12 protein-coding genes are annotated in these 16,757 nt (G+C 46.1%); 5 read left to right on the forward strand and 7 right to left on the reverse strand.

The features are described from left to right. Window positions 1-382 precede the first annotated feature (382 nt). On the reverse strand, window positions 383-2,110 hold the full coding sequence (locus H608_RS0112300) for a tetratricopeptide repeat protein (RefSeq protein WP_028787932.1): 1,728 nt from the start codon (window positions 2,108-2,110) through the stop codon (window positions 383-385). A gap of 268 nt (window positions 2,111-2,378) precedes the next feature. On the opposite strand from H608_RS0112300, the gene H608_RS0112305 reads away from it, so the two are divergent. Next, complete coding sequence (locus tag H608_RS0112305; protein WP_028787933.1) at window positions 2,379-3,008, forward strand: PH domain-containing protein; 630 nt, start codon at window positions 2,379-2,381, stop codon at window positions 3,006-3,008. A gap of 28 nt (window positions 3,009-3,036) precedes the next feature. Here H608_RS0112305 and H608_RS0112310 read toward each other — a convergent pair whose 3' ends face one another. Both H608_RS0112310 and H608_RS23695 read right to left on the reverse strand, forming a co-directional pair. After that, complete coding sequence (locus H608_RS0112310; protein ID WP_028787934.1) at window positions 3,037-3,651, reverse strand: response regulator; 615 nt, start codon at window positions 3,649-3,651, stop codon at window positions 3,037-3,039. Between the two features lie 27 nt (window positions 3,652-3,678). Beyond that, the gene (locus tag H608_RS23695) at window positions 3,679-5,622 is read right to left on the reverse strand and encodes a tetratricopeptide repeat protein (RefSeq protein ID WP_051268265.1); all 1,944 of its coding nucleotides are present in this window, start codon (window positions 5,620-5,622) and stop codon (window positions 3,679-3,681) included. A 268-nt stretch (window positions 5,623-5,890) separates the two neighbouring features. Between H608_RS23695 and H608_RS0112320 the strand changes: the two genes are divergently transcribed. Next, the gene (locus tag H608_RS0112320) at window positions 5,891-6,403 is read left to right on the forward strand and encodes a hypothetical protein (protein ID WP_155990150.1); all 513 of its coding nucleotides are present in this window, start codon (window positions 5,891-5,893) and stop codon (window positions 6,401-6,403) included. A gap of 56 nt (window positions 6,404-6,459) precedes the next feature. On the opposite strand, the gene H608_RS0112325 is transcribed toward H608_RS0112320, so the two are convergent. Next, window positions 6,460-7,680: a T9SS type A sorting domain-containing protein gene (locus H608_RS0112325; RefSeq protein ID WP_155990151.1), complete on the reverse strand. Its 1,221-nt coding sequence runs from the start codon at window positions 7,678-7,680 to the stop codon at window positions 6,460-6,462. Between the two features lie 299 nt (window positions 7,681-7,979). Next, on the reverse strand, window positions 7,980-9,677 hold the full coding sequence (locus H608_RS0112330; RefSeq protein ID WP_028787937.1) for a tetratricopeptide repeat protein: 1,698 nt from the start codon (window positions 9,675-9,677) through the stop codon (window positions 7,980-7,982). Window positions 9,678-9,916: 239 nt separating this feature from the next. On the opposite strand from H608_RS0112330, the gene H608_RS0112335 reads away from it, so the two are divergent. Next, on the forward strand, window positions 9,917-10,477 hold the full coding sequence (locus tag H608_RS0112335) for a hypothetical protein (protein WP_028787938.1): 561 nt from the start codon (window positions 9,917-9,919) through the stop codon (window positions 10,475-10,477). A 72-nt stretch (window positions 10,478-10,549) separates the two neighbouring features. Beyond that, entirely contained in the window at window positions 10,550-11,776 is a 1,227-nt protein-coding gene (locus tag H608_RS0112340) for an exo-beta-N-acetylmuramidase NamZ family protein (protein WP_028787939.1), read from the forward strand. A 57-nt stretch (window positions 11,777-11,833) separates the two neighbouring features. Here the strand turns inward: H608_RS0112340 and H608_RS0112345 are convergent, their stop codons facing one another. Beyond that, window positions 11,834-14,188 (reverse strand): outer membrane beta-barrel family protein, encoded by a 2,355-nt coding sequence (locus tag H608_RS0112345; protein WP_162142875.1) that lies wholly within the window; start codon window positions 14,186-14,188, stop codon window positions 11,834-11,836. Between the two features lie 241 nt (window positions 14,189-14,429). Continuing rightward, window positions 14,430-15,113 (reverse strand): hypothetical protein, encoded by a 684-nt coding sequence (locus H608_RS22270; protein ID WP_051268266.1) that lies wholly within the window; start codon window positions 15,111-15,113, stop codon window positions 14,430-14,432. A 281-nt stretch (window positions 15,114-15,394) separates the two neighbouring features. Here H608_RS22270 and H608_RS0112355 point away from each other — a divergent pair, with 281 nt between their 5' ends. Further along, window positions 15,395-16,747: a hypothetical protein gene (locus tag H608_RS0112355; protein ID WP_028787941.1), complete on the forward strand. Its 1,353-nt coding sequence runs from the start codon at window positions 15,395-15,397 to the stop codon at window positions 16,745-16,747. The last annotated feature ends 10 nt before the right edge of the window (window positions 16,748-16,757 follow it).

Here is a 16,757-nt window from a genome sequence, read left to right on the forward strand (position 1 = left end):
GCTCAGGATATCTGAGACTGCTATCAGTTTATCAAGTGAAAATCAAAAGCGTAAGTGCTTTAAATCTTCGTCAGGAAAAGGATACGAATTCCGGCGTTTAGCGACCAACCGAAATGGAAAATGCCATAAAGTTGTTTTGGTTTAACAGTATCATTTATCAGATCAGAAAATAAAATTAGAGCTTCTCTTCACTATTGTGTGTGGCAGACCGTGAATAGGGGTATTTTTCCCCCCTTAGATAAATTGCAGAGAGCGCAGGTGGTTGACTTTTTTAAAGATGAAATTGCATAAAAAACAGAAGCCGGGACTTATGCCCGGCTTCTGCTATAACGTTACCCTTCAGTCAATAAAGTTTTATTGCATCCAGCAGCTGTCCATTCATTTATCGCATCCGCACTATCGTGTTGATATCAAAATCTGCATACTGCCAGGCTTTGTCAAAACGGCTTTTTACCATTTGCGCTGCCGGAGTTTTTCCCTGTTTGCTGAGCGCCTCATATAACCCGATGAGTGCCCATCCGTTTTCTTTCCAGGTCTTCAGATCCTGCAGATACACTTTCTCCGCTTCTTCATAATTCCCTGCCTGTATCAACGCAAGCCCCAGTTGGTGCCGGACAGAAAAGAACCAATCAGGCGGTTCGTTATAATTCAGGTTATCTTCAATCGCAACCGCCTTGTTATATTCGTCGAAGGCCTTGGGAAACGCTTTCTTGTTCCGGTAAATTTCCGCAGCGAGTACATGTACCGCAATCTGTACGATATCCGACATGCTATTGATATCCCAGATGGTCAATTTTGTCAGGGTGGAATCTTTCGCCAGCTCTTTTAGCCGGGCACATTCGTCTTCAGCCTTCGCCATGTTGTTCTTTCCGAGAAAAGCCATTCCTTTCGCATAATGCAAAATGGCACGAGGGTAAATCAACGCATTGTCCAACGGCTTTATGGCAAGCAGGCTATCCCACATTGCAAATTTGACCGCCACAAAATAAGGCACTGTATAGTAGTGCTGCAATGTGCCCCAACCCGGCTGCACCATGATGTCTTTCGCTGTTTTTTCCTGTACTTTTTTTGCTGCCTCCCAGGCAAGCTTTGAGTTCCCTTCCAGTGTGGCCGTAGCAGATAAATAATGATAGTTATGCGGATAATAAGCAAGCGGATAAGCGCCTTGTGCATGGCAGGATACCAGGTAAGCGCTATCCGTTTTTACGGCGTTAAGATTAGCAAGCGAACCCTGGTGATAATCACCTGTCCAGATGTAGATATGAGAAGGCATGTGCAGCAGGTGTCCCGAACCCGGAACCAGTGTCATCAGCCGGTCAGCAGCCGCAAGTCCCCTTTCCGGTTTTGCCGATGCTTCTACTGCATGAATGTAGAAATGTGGTGCAGCAGGATGTTTAGGATATTGTTTGATCAATTTTTCCAGCACAGCTACAATCTCCGGCGTCCAGGGCTTCGGCTCTTTCGTTTTTTTGTCATACAAGTCCCATGGATGGAGGTCCATTAACGACTCGGCATAAAGAGCACTGATATCGGCATCACCGGTAAACGTCTCGTAGACTTTCTTCATTGAATGGGCATAGGCGATATCGAGAGCGGACCTGTCCGCGGGCGGTTGCGGGGTGTACCGGACCGACAAAGCGTTGATAAGTGCCTTTTCTTTCGGGGTACAATTGGCTGCGAGTGACATTGCCTTTTGAACGGCCTGGTAGGCGCGCTGATAATTATCCTCTTCCATGCCTGCATTATAATTGGGCCCCAGTACATAAGCGAATCCCCAATAAGCCATTGCGCAGGATGAATCCAGTCGTATTGCTTCAAAAAAAGAACGCGCCGCTTCCGCGTGATTAAATCCATAGGACAGCATCATGCCCTGGTTGAAATAGGTCTGCATTTCTTTGCTGCCGGTAGAAATTTTGAAATCAATCCCCTCGAGACCGGTCAAAAGAGGAGCCCTGATCCCGGCCGTATACCAGGCCTTGTCAGTAGTCTGTGGGGAGCAACCAATAGCACGGGCATCAGCAGCTGTGCTTTTATCCTGTTGTTTTACGGAAGGGCTACCACAACTTGTAATAAACCCGGAGATGATCAGGTAAAAAAGGAGCTTTTGCATATAGGAGGTTTAATGATTATGAATCAGACAATACAACCGCTAATCCTACGTCCGTCGTGCCGGTCATTGCAAGCGCTACAATATCAAAGGAGAATTTCCGCTGTCAAAAAATGGCAAAAAAACCGGATTTCACAGCTTTCGGGCAATTAAATTTTAATGCCCTGGTATCAACACACGCCGATCACCGGTTCTTCTATAATTGTAACATAATTTGAGTAGTTTTAGGGTCCGATTTTAACCAGTCACATTAATCAACTACAGCGCAGCTATGATAGACAGTTTCAAAAAATTTCTGAACGAAGAGCAGGACCCGAAAGCCATTGAGAAGATAGCAGGAAAACTGAATGAGCTCCTGATGAACGAGGAAACGGTCGAATATATCGCCGTGCAGAAAAAGCCCGCGGTTACGATCTCTCCTGATTGTGTGGCATTGACCAACAAAAGAATTATTTTCTGCCGGTCCAAAAACCTGGGCCTGGCAATGGACTTCCAGGATTACCTGTGGAAAGATGTAGCAGATTGTCAAATGAAAGAAGGTGTCTTCGGAGCTGAATTTACCATAAAAACAACAGACGGGTCGATCAGCAAGATCGACTACCTGCCAAAAGCGCAAGCGAGAAAGCTCTATTCCTTCGCACAGGAGCAGGAGGAAAAACAGCGTGAATACAGAAGACAACTCGAGCTTGAAAGTAAGAGAGCCGGAGCGCAGCGGATTACCGTAAGCGCGCCACTGCCGTCTTCACAGGCATCGCAACCATCACCGGCACCAGAAGAACCCAGGCCCGTTGAAGATGAGATCACGGCTTCACTGAAAAAATTAAAGACACTGTTCGAAAACGAATTGATTACACAGGAAGAATATGATGCCAAGAAAGCAGAGATCCTGGCGCGGCTGTAAGCCTTTGCGGTAAGTAGCCAACCATGAGTTATACAATGCCGAGTTTATTCGCCCGTCCGATTAATATGGCGGTATTCTTGGCTTCAAATTTTTCCAAAAGACTTTTACGGTGCGTATTTACAGTGGCTGTGCTGATAAATAGCTGTTCGGCTATCTCGATATTGGTATAACCCTGTGCTATCAGCTGGAGTACTTCTTTCTCCCGCCGCGTTATGGGAGGTTTCTTTTCTACGGGGACCCGTAACGCAGCCGCTACTTCTTCGCTCAGGTATATCTCGGCCCTTTGCACGGTTCGCAAGGCCAGCATAATTTCCTCTTTGGTTGCATTTTTTAACAGGTAGCCCGAAGCGCCGTTTTCCACCATGTCGTGTACAACCGTCTGCTGGTTAAAAGTGCTGAGACCTATTACCTGTACAGAAGGGTATAAACTTGTCACTTCTTTGCATAAATCGATACCGCTTTTATCGGGCAGGTTAATATCCATCAATATTATCTCCGGCTGCTGCAATTTCAGAAAACTGAGGCAGGATTCGGCATTCGTGGCATGTCCCATCCATTCTATGGATTCTTCGTTCAACAACAGGGCACGAATCCCTTCGATGACGATATAATGATCGTCTACAATGAACAGGCTTGTTTTCATGTATGCGTGTGCTGGTGATTGATGTTTTTAAACCGGCAATGTAATCAATACAGAAGTGCCGTTGCCAATAGCCGACTTCACGTCGGTTTTTCCTTTTAAAAAATCCACGCGGTTATTAATGCTGCTCCATCCGATGCCGCCCGGCTGGGCTAAGGCAGCAAGATCCATCCCCTTACCATCGTCTTCAACGGTGATGACCAGTAATTTTTCTGCTTCTGAATAATCAAGTTGCACCAATGCATTCTTTGCGGCAGCATGTTTTATGACATTATTGATCAGTTCCTGTATAATACGATAAATGGTAAGCGCCGTTATATGGTCTAAGTTTGCCTCATTCAATTTTACGGAATGATAGCTGACCTGCAATACGGCACTCCGGTCTATTTCTGCACAAAATTCCTTCAAAGCCTTATCCAGACCATATTTCACCAGTATCTCGGGCATCATATTATGGGCCACGCGGCGCATTTCGCGGATAGAACTATCCAGCATATCCAGGCTTCGGTTAAACGCCTGGGCATTGTCCGGCGTCATGATCAGATTTTCTTTCATATTGCTCAGGGAATATTTTATACCACTCAACATACCTCCCAATCCATCGTGCAGATCTTTTGCAAGCCTGCTCCGCTCCTGTTCCTCACCTCTGAGTACGGCTTCCGTAGCAGTGAGTTGTTTTTCGGTTTCCAACTCCTCGATCTTGGCCTGCTGCAACTTCTGGCGGCTTCTATAATTGCGGTATCCCAGGAGAGAGATAATCAGCAAGCCTGCTGCACCAGCCGCCAAAAAATAATTAAGTGTTGATTGTTGCTTTAGCCGGACCTGTTGCAGTTGTATCTGCGCGTCCTTCTTCTCCCCTTCAAATCGTTTGGCAAGCATCAGCGTCCTCTGCTGTACTTGTTCGTTGTTGATCTCATTTTCAAATATGCCTGCGCTGTCCAATGCTTGTTCGGCACCGACTATATCCTGTACCGCATACAATACCGCGGACAGGGATTTTAAGTTTTTTACGTGTTCGTATTTCAGCGAAAGACTATCACTGATGGCCAGCGCTTTCAGGATGTAATCCTTTGCCTGGGCATAATTCTTTTTATATAAAAAATAATGCGACAAGCCCCTGCTGGCTATGGCTTCACTTTCCGGTTCCTGTAGTTGCTGCGCCAGCGCCAGCGCCTTTTCGTAACAAGGCTTCATATTGTCCGCATCGTACCGGTGCAGGTAAACGTTACCGATATCAATTAAGCAGGCCATGATGCCCCGGGTAAAATCAAGTTTTTCAAAAATTGCTAACGCTTCCTTATAATATTTTAAAGCGCTGTCCGATTCCTCCTGGCTGAAGTTATTGCCTAAATTAACCAGCGCCAGACCCAAAGAAAAGGGCTCGTTTTCGTTCCGTAAAATAGTCACAGCCTCTACGCCGAGCTGCATTGCTTTTTCCAGCTGGTTCAACTCCCTGTACGTGTTTTGCATGGCATCACATATGCGTGCAACGAGTCTGCTGTCCCCTGTTTCTTCAAAATATCTTTTTGCCATCTCATACTGCAGCAGCGCATTTTCATAGTCGCTGGTGTATTGATACACATTGCCGGTGTTGGCGTAACATTTTGCAAGAATTAATTTATCATTCAACTGTCCGGCTAAGACAACAGACTGCTTGTTCAGCAGCAGGGAACTGTCGAATTGTGCCTTCTGATTCAGCAAACCCGTGTAGCTGTTTATGTACTTGATGGTACCACGCGTGTAATTCAATTGCTCGCTTAACCTGCCGGCCAGACGATAATAGTATGCCGCATCATCGGGGCTGTTTAGCTCGTAAGCGTCCCCGATATCAATGTACAACTGCACCTTGACGGTATCATTCCCTTGTAAAGGCAGTAAACGCAGCAAACTGTCTATGTTCGTTGCCGGTTGTGCATTTGCACAAAAGCCAATCATCACCTGACAGATGACTTGTATGACCAATCGCTTTTTCATTGTACAAATGCTTTTTCGCCTGGTGCAAATTAAGCAGCGCTTTTTTATAAAGCAATCCTATTTTTTAATGATTATGCTGCCGCATTCAAATCATGCTTTTTTACGATTGTCCTGCCAACCCGGGCTGCCTAGTTTTATCAAACAAAACCCCGCATCATGAAACGGAAAATTCCTATTACGTCCGGCACAGGTATTATGTTTACCAAATACGCTGAAACCAACAGACCGTAACCCCAAGCACATTATTCAACATTATAACTATTTATACATGCAACGATTGTTAACGTATATCGCTGTTTTGTCATTGCTCTTTAGTTGCAAAAAAGACGAAGACACCGCTGCAACCAACTTGCCCGCGGTTACCACAACGGTCATCTCTGCTATTACCTCAACCAACGCTGCCGGCGGCGGCACGGTAAGATCTGAAGGATCAACCCCGGTCACTTCCCGTGGTATCGTATGGAGCACCCAGGCAAATCCCACCGCAGACCTTCCGACGAAAACCAGTGATGGCAGCGGTGCCGGTTCATATGCTTCCACCATCACCGGGTTAACCGCCAATACAGTTTATCATGTAAGAGCGTATGCCACTAACAGTGCCGGTACGGCCTATGGGAACGAGGTGACTTTTACTGCTGCTGCTGCCAGGTTGTATGTCTGTGGAACCGAATGGAACAGTTCCTTATCCAAACAGCAATGCAAAATCTGGATAGATAACAATGCCGGCACATTCTGGGGAGGCAGATATTTTCTACAGATAAAAATCTTTAACCGTCGATAGCAAAGCCCTTCAACTTTCGCTGAAGGGCTTTGCTTGCATTTGTAAACCGTCTGCTGCTATTGGACCACCACCCTCCGCACTTCATCCTTACACTTCAATGCGTAAATACCTTTAGAATGTCTGTCCATGGGAATAGAGATCAGGCCGCTTGCCTGTTGCTGCCGCCATATCAAACGCCCCTGTGCATCATAAAGAAATAAATCAGCAGGCTGGTTTACCTGCACTTTCAACACACCATTGACAACCGGGTTTTCTTTAATAATAAACCTTTGTGTCACGTCGCTGAATCTGATCATTCTGACGTCAGAGAAACTCTCCCGCCCATCCAGGTCCGTCTGTTGGATGCGGTAATAGTTAACACCGTTTACAGGAGATAAGTGTGTATAGTTGTAACTGCGGAGCGAGCTGCTGTTACCTGCCGCAGCAACAACGGCAATATCGTTCCATGTGCCGGTTTCCGTTTTATGCTGAACGGTAAAATCTTTCGTGTGCTGCTCGGAGGCCGTACTCCAGTCAAGGGCAATGCCATTGTCTTGTTTGCGGGCATTGAAAGAGGCCCAGGTGAGTGGCAACACCGAGGAGGAATAAAGACGGAAATTGTCAAAGGCCATCGCACCCGGATTCTGGTTGTTAACGAAGATATTAAACCGCAGATCCAGGGTAGTGCCCGTGCCCGGAATAACAGCAGTGATCTCTGACAAGTTATTGCCTAAAGTATAACTCCCGCCATCTCCGATCCTGTCACCATCCAGGTCAAATCCAAGCGGCCCGCCGGAAGCCGTATTGTCGTTGGAATACATGCCCACAATTTTAATCCACGCGCCCCCATTTATACGATAGGCAATAGACATCGAATCCATAGCGGGAAGAAAGGGCAGACCCTGAAATAAGGCCGCGGAATTGGCACCAAACAACCCGCGGAAAGACAATCCGGTTTTACCGCTAATATTAATCCCCGACCAGGTTATCGACTGAGCTGCGCTGATGGTATTGTTGGCTCCGCATCCCGGACCTTTGTCAATATCCATCGCTGCCCAAAACTTGGCTCCCGTAAAGCCAGAAAAAACGATCGGACTGATTTCGGCACCGGTTGTTCTTTTAAAATAAGAAAGCGTGGGAGAAGTACAGGCGATAAACTCCGCTACAGATACCACCCGGCTGCCCGATGAAGGCGAACCGGCATCTTCAAAATTATCTGACCAGAATTGCGTTTGCGCTTCAACATGGCTGGCTAACACCAAAATAAAAACGAGTAAACAGGGTAGTTTTCTATGCATAATATATCGATTTAGAGGTAAAGCAGGACGATTCAAACGGAAGCGTGATACGCTGCCCATTCCGTATGGATGTAAAAAGACGGACCGTTACCGAGAGAAAAATCCTCATCAGGGCTGGTGGTTTGATATCAAATAAAGGAAGAAGATGATGACCTGGCAGGGTGAAACCGGCCTTGAGATAATGATATCAAAGCTACTATCCTGCGGCAGCCTGAGGTTGGGAAAAAGGCGTGACGGGGCAGGACAAATCAGGGACAAATCCCCGTTTTAACCCGCAATTGCTGTTGATGGAGAATAGTTTAGAGGCGGATAATGGTGTCGATGAGTTCCTGGTCGTTAGACAAGCCGATCTTTTTGTAAAGCCGGTACCGGGCTTTCCGGGCACTGTCTACGGTAATGTTCAGGGCCTTTGCCATGTCCGTAATACTGTGGTTCAATTTGATCAATGCTGAAATGCGCAGTTCGTTTTGGTTCAAAACGGGATACTCCTGCTTCATTCGCTCAAAAAATGCCGGATACACTTTTGAAAACAATAAGAGGAACTCATTCCAATAGGCATCGGAATGGAGCTTATTGGAGGAAATCATATCGCGCAGTTCGGTGATATCGGTAGCTTTCTGAAGGTCGAGTTCTTTTACCAATTGTGCCCTTTCGTTGCGCAGGTCGTCGATCTCCTTCCGGTAATCGTGCTCGCGGGAGGGAACAGTTGCTATATATTTCCGCTTGTTGCGTTTTTGCCGGTAGAGCCATAAGGCGAGTAATACCAGCACAAGGGCGGCCGCCAATGCAAAAGTACTCACGCGGTAGACGGCGATCCTTTTTTTGACGGCTTCCAGGTCGCTGGTCATTTTATCCGTGACCGTGGCTTTGTATTTGGAGAACTCCTTTCCGAGTGCCTGGTCTTTCTCTTTTAAATAAATAGAATCCTTCCAGTCGTAAAACTTGCGGAGGTATTTGTTGGCCTCGGCAAAATTGCCTTGCCTTTCGTTCAGTAAGGCCAGCGTTTCGTAATTATCGCGGATGTCTGTAATAAGTTTTAAAGGAATGCTTCTTTGCAGGGAAGAAGTGGCATACTTGAGGCTGGAATCGTAGCGGGCATTTTCCAGGTAAATTCTGCCGAGGTTAAACTCGAGATGTGCCAGCCCGGCCTCATCTTTCAGCGCCGAACGGATACCGTAACTTTTATAGGCGTAATCCAGGGCAAGCTCCCTCTTTTGTGACTTGAAATAACACCAGGATAAATTAGCATAAGCCAGACCCAGGGCATATTGGTTATTGGTCTTTTGATAATAAGGCAATACTTCCAATAAATAGTCGATGGCCTTGCCGAAGTTGTTCAGATGAGCTTCGGCATTGGAGATATTAAACTTGATCATCGGAATATCTTCTGCCAGGTTATACCGCTCTGCTTTTACCAATGTGCGTTGCAAATGCAGCAGCATCTCGTCGTAACGGTTAAGGAATTGGTACAGGTTGCCGAGGTTCATGGCGGCACGTACCTCTATATCGCGGATCTCATTTTTCTCGCACACCTCTATTGCCTGTGTGAAAAGAGTGGCGGCCGTGTCATAGTTGCCGGTACGCTGATTGGCATTGCCGAGACTGAGCAGGTAGGCCGCTTTCTGCAAGGGTGTACCGGTTTTCTCGAGTAGCGGCGCAATTTGTTTTCCTTTATCGAGCGTGGTGGTGAACTGCCCCTGGATATTAAGGGCACGGAGTTCTTTGAGCTCGAAGGCGAGTTGTTTTGCAGGCAGATTATTTTTTCGGGCGATGGCAACGGCTTTCTCCACCCAACCGGATACCAGTGAGGGGCGGCTTTCGGTGTTGAGGTCGATGAGTTCGGTATAAAGTTTCAGTCGGATGCTGTCGTGGGGAGCTTCCCTGATGTCGCTTAACAGTTTATCGGAGCGGAGGAGAAGGCTGTCCTGGCTCCGGGCCGGGAGAAAGGTAAACGTGAGAATGAAAGAGAAAAAAAGTTTCCGGGCTTTTGAGGGCATAGTTTCGGCTGTTGAAGCGCTAAGATAGAGAGATAATGATTTCGTGACGTGGATTATGCCTGAATAATAAGACAGGTGTATATAGCAATCATCCAAAATAACGAACCAGGCCATCCTCCGATAAAATCACTCCGCGAAAAAAGGGCCAGCTGATTCAGCTTTTAAAATATCCCCTTTCCGTATATTTAATATGAAATCTTCTGCCGTCGTTACGAAGTGCGGCACTTAATAAGCATGCTATGCGAAAGGTCTATATAATACTGCTATTGGTTACCGGATTGAATCAGTTGTACTGTTACGGCCAGGCTTCCGGATCTCCTGCTGTCCATAAATTTTTTGCTTTTGTAAACAGCTACCAGGTGGATAGTTTACAGTCTCTACTTACGGATGACTTTCAGCTCAGGCGTACCTACAGCAGTTATAGCCATGACAAAAGATCATTCATCGAAAATTATATTCCGCAGTCGAAAAATTTCAACGGAAAGTTCAGCATTGTATCAGTAATCCAAAAACAGCAGGTTGCGTCAGTGTTGGTGGAAGATCAAAGTGATTATCTTAACTATCTCCGGATTGACTTTCCAAAATGGGAATTCCAACTCTCGATGAACGAACGGGGACAAATTGTAAAGGCAACGATCGATACTACTACCGGTTATGAGTTGTATTTAAAACAAGTGGTGGAAAAAAGCCAGCGATTCGAGGAATGGCTTAAACAAACGTATCCAGGCGAATCCAACACATCACCCCAGGACTCCGGACTTTTATTACGACGATTAAAGGAATACGCTGATGGATTGTAATGAGCGAGATAATTGACGAGAAGAACCGCCTTCTGTTAATGCTGCTATCGCTTTATGCTATATCTTCAGCAAATGAAAAGACTTACCGCCTGCCTTCTTTCAGCCCTTGTAGCTGTGAGCCAAATTAATTGTACGATACAGGCATCACCCGGCCAGCACACCTCCAACGGATCAGCAATCATTACCGGAGCCGACCAGACAGGAAAGTACCTCCCCTATCTGAAAGGAAAACGGGTAGCACTGGTCGCCAACCAAAGTTCCATCATCGGCGGGACAAGCAGCGTTGACAGCCTGCTGAGTCTGGGTGTTAACATTGTAAAAGTATTTGGGCCGGAGCATGGTTTCAGAGGAAATGCCAGCAACGGCGCAGCGGTAGGAGATGAAAAAGATGCCAAAACGGGCATACCCATCGTTTCGCTATACGGCAGGAACGAGAAACCAACGAAAGAACAATTGGCCGATGTCGACCTCCTCGTCTTTGACATCCAGGATGTGGGCTGCCGTTACTACACCAATATTAATACGCTGGAGCACGTTATGCAGGCCTGCGCGGAAAACGACAAGGAACTGCTCATACTGGACCGGCCCAATCCCAACGGATATGTGGTCGATGGTCCCGTGATGACCGAAGACAAATTTAAATCGGCCATCGGCATTCATTACACACCAATGACCCACGGTATGACCATCGGCGAATTTGCCCAATACCTGAACGGGGAAGGATACCTGAAGAAACCCTGCAACATCAAAATCATAAAAGTGGCCAACTACAACCACGACATGCCATATGTGTTGCCCGTGAAGCCCTCGCCCAATTTAAATACACAACAGGCGGTCATGTTGTTTCCCAGCCTTTGTATGTTTGAAGGCACGGCTATCAATGAAGGCCGCGGAACTTACATGCCCTTCACCATCTTAGGCGCTCCCGCACTGAAAGGACAATATTCGTTTTCCTATAAACCCGTCAGTATTCCGGGGATGAGTGAAAGCCCGCGACACAAAGACTCGGTTTGTTATGGACTTGACCTCCGCAATTATGATATCAGCCAACTGCGCAAAAGCCGGCAGATCGATCTTAAATTATTGATTGAACTGTACAATGCCTACCCGGACAAGGCCCATTTCTTTATGCCTGGCAGGGCAGGTCAGGATATATCAGCGTTTGATCTGCGTATCGGTACGGATCAATTAAGAAAGCAGATCATCGCCGGCGTACCTGAGGCCGAAATCAGAAAAAGCTGGGAACCGGGATTACAGCAATTCAAAGCGATAAGGGCGAAGTATTTGTTGTATCCCTGATGATCATGAATCTAAACTGCTGCCCCGCTGACACCGGACAGTTTTTGAAATTTTTTACTACCTGACCCTTCCATTCTCCGCTTCGAGCGCTGAACTGCGTACGCGGGGTGCTTTGCTGTTTTTATCGATCAGTTTCCAGGTAAAATTCAGCCTGATCTGCCTCGTTTCAAAATAACTATAACTGCGGATATAAAACTGGTCCATATCCTGAACGCTCCGTGACCGGGAGCCTTTATAAATATCGTTGAACGCCAGCCGGACAACAGCATGTTCACCAACTATTTTCTGCAGAGCGATATCAACCTGGCTTGTATGCCTGTGAATCTCATTGGCTGCATTCAAACGGCGGCTGTTATAAATGGCCGTTAATTCTGCGCCGAATGTGCTGCTTATCCTGAACCGTTGTACCAGGTTCATCCTGCCCGCCCACTGCTTCACGGCAAAGTTGACCATTTTTGTATAGACGATCTCATTACGCATCCGGAGTGCCGATGCGTTCAATGTCGCATCCCACCAGTTCCTGATTTTTATCACTTGTGTCAACGTAAATCCCAGGCTTCGCTGGCTACCCACATTACGCGGAATCATGACGATTTGATTGCCGTTAATACTGTCGGTAATACGTGCATAGTAATGGGTCGTGTTGGCATAATTAACACCGGCTACGGTTGAACTCCGGTAAACATATTGCAGGCTCAACCGATCGGTCAATTGCGGTTGCAGGTAAGGATTGCCCTGCCAATAGGACAACTCATCCAGCAGGTAAACAAACGGATTGAGATCCGGATAAGCCGGGCGGTCGATACGGCGTGAATAAGCAAAACTAAAATTATGTGTATCGCGCGGTTTGTATCCGATGCTGAGCGCAGGAAAAAAGTTGGTATAATTCCTTGTAATAGTATCACTCTTATTGTCCGTATTTTCCATGCGGATGCCCGCCTGCCAGGACCATTTTTTCCAATTGTTCTTATAATTGATATAGGCGCTGGTAACAGTTTCCGCAAAAGAAAAATAATCGGAACGGCGGTTATCTAAGCTGTCGGTATTTTTTACATGATAAAATTGTCCATCGTTGACTGACTTTACGCCGGCTATTTTCATACCCGTTTCTATTTTACCATTCCACAGGTTGCTGGTGTAATCAATTTTCGCCGCTTTCAGCCGTATATCGATCTTATTGAGGGTGCGGTAACGCGTATCGCTTTGCAATACTTCTGTTACATCGAGGTACCGGTTCGACTGCAGGTTTCTATTGGCTTTATTGAAATAACCGATATCTGCGTCGAGGTTTAGCCTTCTTCCTTCTTTGTCTTCGTACTGGTAATTGACGTTTCCATTATATCGCCGGGTATGCTGGAAATAATAATCATTGATCGCATCCAGTAACTGATCGGTAGCGGCGCTACCGGGTAAACTGATCACGGTACGGGTATCTGTCAAGCCACCGCCGGTTATAAAATTGGCACTGGCCATCCATCCCACTGTGTGTTTTTGATTGATGGCATAATCCATTCCCAGTCTTGAATTGAAGCGTTGTCTTTTGTCTTCATCGTAAGTGCTACTGGAATAGCTGCGGTTGTTCTGCAGACGGTCTGTTCCATAGTCGTAGGTATACCGGCCCACAAAATGACTATAAGTAAAAAAGAAACTGAATTTTTTCTTGCGGTAATTCAGGTTGATGTCCGTATTCTGTCTTAAGGTAATGCCGTAGCTAAATCCCGAGCCTATGCTGCCGTTTAACCCCGAAGTTTGAATTTTATTTGTACGGATATTGATGATGCCCGCTGTGCCGGCAGCATCATATTTGGCACCCGGGCTATTGATGATCTCGATACTTTTAATCGAGGAGGATGGCATGGCCTGCAGCAGGTCGATCAATTCCTTTCCGGATAAATAAGAAAGTTTGCCGTCGAGCATAATGGTAACGCCCGACCTGCCGTTGAGACTGATAGTGGTATTATTGATAATGGAAATACCCGGCGCTTTCTTCAGCGTTTCCAGCGCCGACGATCCGGCAGCGTCTGGCGAGGCAGCCACATTATAGACAAGCGTGTTGGGGTCGCTGCCGATTTCAATCACGGGCTTCTGTGCGGTGACTACCACGGTCTGCAGGGTGGTGCCGGGACGGAGTGATATCACTCCCAGGTCTGTATCTGCATGAATGGTGACCACTTGTTCGTATGAATGGTAGCCGGCGTGTGTGATGGTGAGGCGGTATGCTTTCTTTTCTTTCAGGGAAAAGTTGAACCGGCCTGCGCTGTCCGTGAGTGCCATCTGCTGATCAGGAGATATTAAGACGGTGGCACCTGTGAGGGTGGAGACGGAATCACTGACGGTGCCGCGTAATGTGATAGTCTGGGCTACAGCCGTGGTTGTATAAATAAAGAAAAAAAGGAAATAGAAGACTTTCATGTTGGCCATTTCGCAATAAGCAGTACCGCTAAAATTAGGGAAGGAAAAATAAAAAAGGGATGCGTTTTTGTGCGGGGGATGTTTTCCTTTTAAATTGACCCGTACTATGCTGAATTGTCCGATCGAATCAATCCAGGTTTTCCGGCAGCCGAATAACTCGGGTTCAGGTACGACCCTGCCATAAAAACTTTAATAAGCGGTTGATACGGGTAGCTCCCAAACAAAAACCTGTTGAAAAATTTTAAGGCTGTTTCGTCACCACTAAATTCCTGAAATGGGCTTCTGTTCCCGGTCCGATCCAAAGACCAATGCTTCCCGTCAGGTTATCACCATGTTTTAAATCCGAAACAATCAATGTCGGCTGCGTTGCGCCATGAACAAATAATTTAGCCGTATTCCCTTTTACTTCGATTTTAACTTTGGTCCATTTGGCCGGTTCGAGATCAACATAGGTCTCATATTTTTTCGGAAATTCTTCCCGCAGTTTATACCACGGATAGTCAGGATAAGAAATGTATTGAACAGAATGGTTTCTTCTAACCTGGTCTTCAGCGCGTCCGTTGGTGGGTCTTAGATAAATGCATTCAAATTTTGAATTGGAAGGATCGATACGAAAAGCAATCCCAACAAATCCTCTCGCGCCTTCACCGCTGTTTTTCATGGGCTCCCCCGCCAACTCCACTTCGATAGTTCCGTTATGAAAAGCAGAGTCTGCCAACTTTACTAACCGCAGCTCCGTATCCAGCTCAGGATTACTATCGGCTACTCTCACAGAGCGTTTGGTTTTGTATACGTCCGGCTTAATAACAACGTTACTTGCCCGGAGATTTATCGTGTCCGTCAGCGGGTAAGTCAGCTTCGTTACCTGTCCCTGCGCAACCAGGGTTGCAAATACCAGCCAAAAGATAAAAACGGTATGCTTCATACTGCTCGATTTAGTAGATACACTCAAAAATAAACCGTTTACTGTAATCTGCGCAGGAAAGTACCCACAGCTTTTCGACGATAGTGCCGCGCTGTAGAATACACGTTGTTATATTGCGGAGCACTTCTCCCATTCCTTTACGCAACTAATAATACCCGGTTATTGATTCGTCAACTGGCCAGCTTGCAACTGTACTGCTCAATCCGGATTTCAAAAATCATACTTTTTTACGATTGCACAAGCTGCCGTAGCCGCCTACATTCACCCTACCAATTTTATGTATGAAAAAAGTAATGCTTGTTGCCATGAATTTCGTCCTGGTTGCATCCGCTCTGGCTCAAAAACAGGTTTTTGATGTATTGAGTTACACCCTGCCCAAAGACTGGGATAAAACAGAAACGCCGCAAGGCATACAACTCTCCACGAAAAATGACGGCCAGGGAAATTATGCAGCCGCTGTTATTTTACGTTCGACCGCAACCGCGGCAGCCTCGCCGGAAAACTTTACTAACAGTTGGGATAAACTCGTCAAAGGGACCGTATCCGTTTCTGGAGAACCAGCCATGCAAGCTTCTGTTGAAAAAGGATGGGACATTGTTTCCGGGCAGGCCCGCTATACCGATGGAACCAATAAAGGATGGGTAACACTCATCACCGCCACCGGAAACGGCAAAATGGCTAATGTGGTTATATTAACCAATACCGATAAATATCAAAACCAGCTACTGGATTTTATAAACAGCCTTGCCTTAAACGAAACGGCAACCGCACAAAAACCTGTTTCGTCAACAAATACTGTAACGGATCCGGGAAGCAAAAGCACTTACTCCATTACCGTTCCGCCTACCTGGAGCTTAAATGCCGCGGGCAATACTTTAACGGTAGAAAAAAACACGAATACCGGTAAAAGAATTATTGAGTTTATGGGTCTGATACAATCGTCGGGCAGTTTAGAAAAGGATATGGAGCATATTTTCTTTGAGGTCTTTGATGGCTGGAGCCTGCATAACAGTCCCAATAATCTTCTGTTTGAACAGGGTGATCATGAAAAAGGATTGACGGCTCAAGGGCTGCCTTACTATATGCTAAGCAACAGCATTAGCAAAAATGGCAGCGATGTTATCAAAGGTACCGTGCTGCTTATACAGGCAGGAACCAATGTAGCAATTGTTAACTCAGCCGATAATATACTGGGCAGTGAAACAGAGATGGCTTTAAACTTTCTCCTGTTCACTTTAAAAATAAATGGTGTTACCGGAAAAAACATCGATTATAAAAAGCAGTTGACAGGTACCTGGGGTTCCAACAGCGGTCTATATGGCAATAGTTTAAGTACGGTTACCAGCTACCTCGCAGAAGGCAGGTATTATGTGCTAACGCAATCGGCCTATACAGTCGGATATGACTATTACAACGACCTGATCAAGAACAAGAAATTTAAAAGCCAGGGATTATTTTCCGTAAAAGGGAATATACTGGAAAGAAAATATGGCTCAGGTGCAGCCACCAATTACTTCATTCGATTTTACGCAAGAAAATATGGGAAAAATGATTGGGAAAATTTGATGAGTTTGTATGACTGTAATTATGACAAAAATAAAATAGAAACGATTCTTCGCTTTCATAAGATTTGATTAAACACTC

The sequence above is a fragment of the Terrimonas ferruginea DSM 30193 genome (assembly GCF_000425585.1).
Lineage (GTDB): Bacteria > Bacteroidota > Bacteroidia > Chitinophagales > Chitinophagaceae > Terrimonas > Terrimonas ferruginea.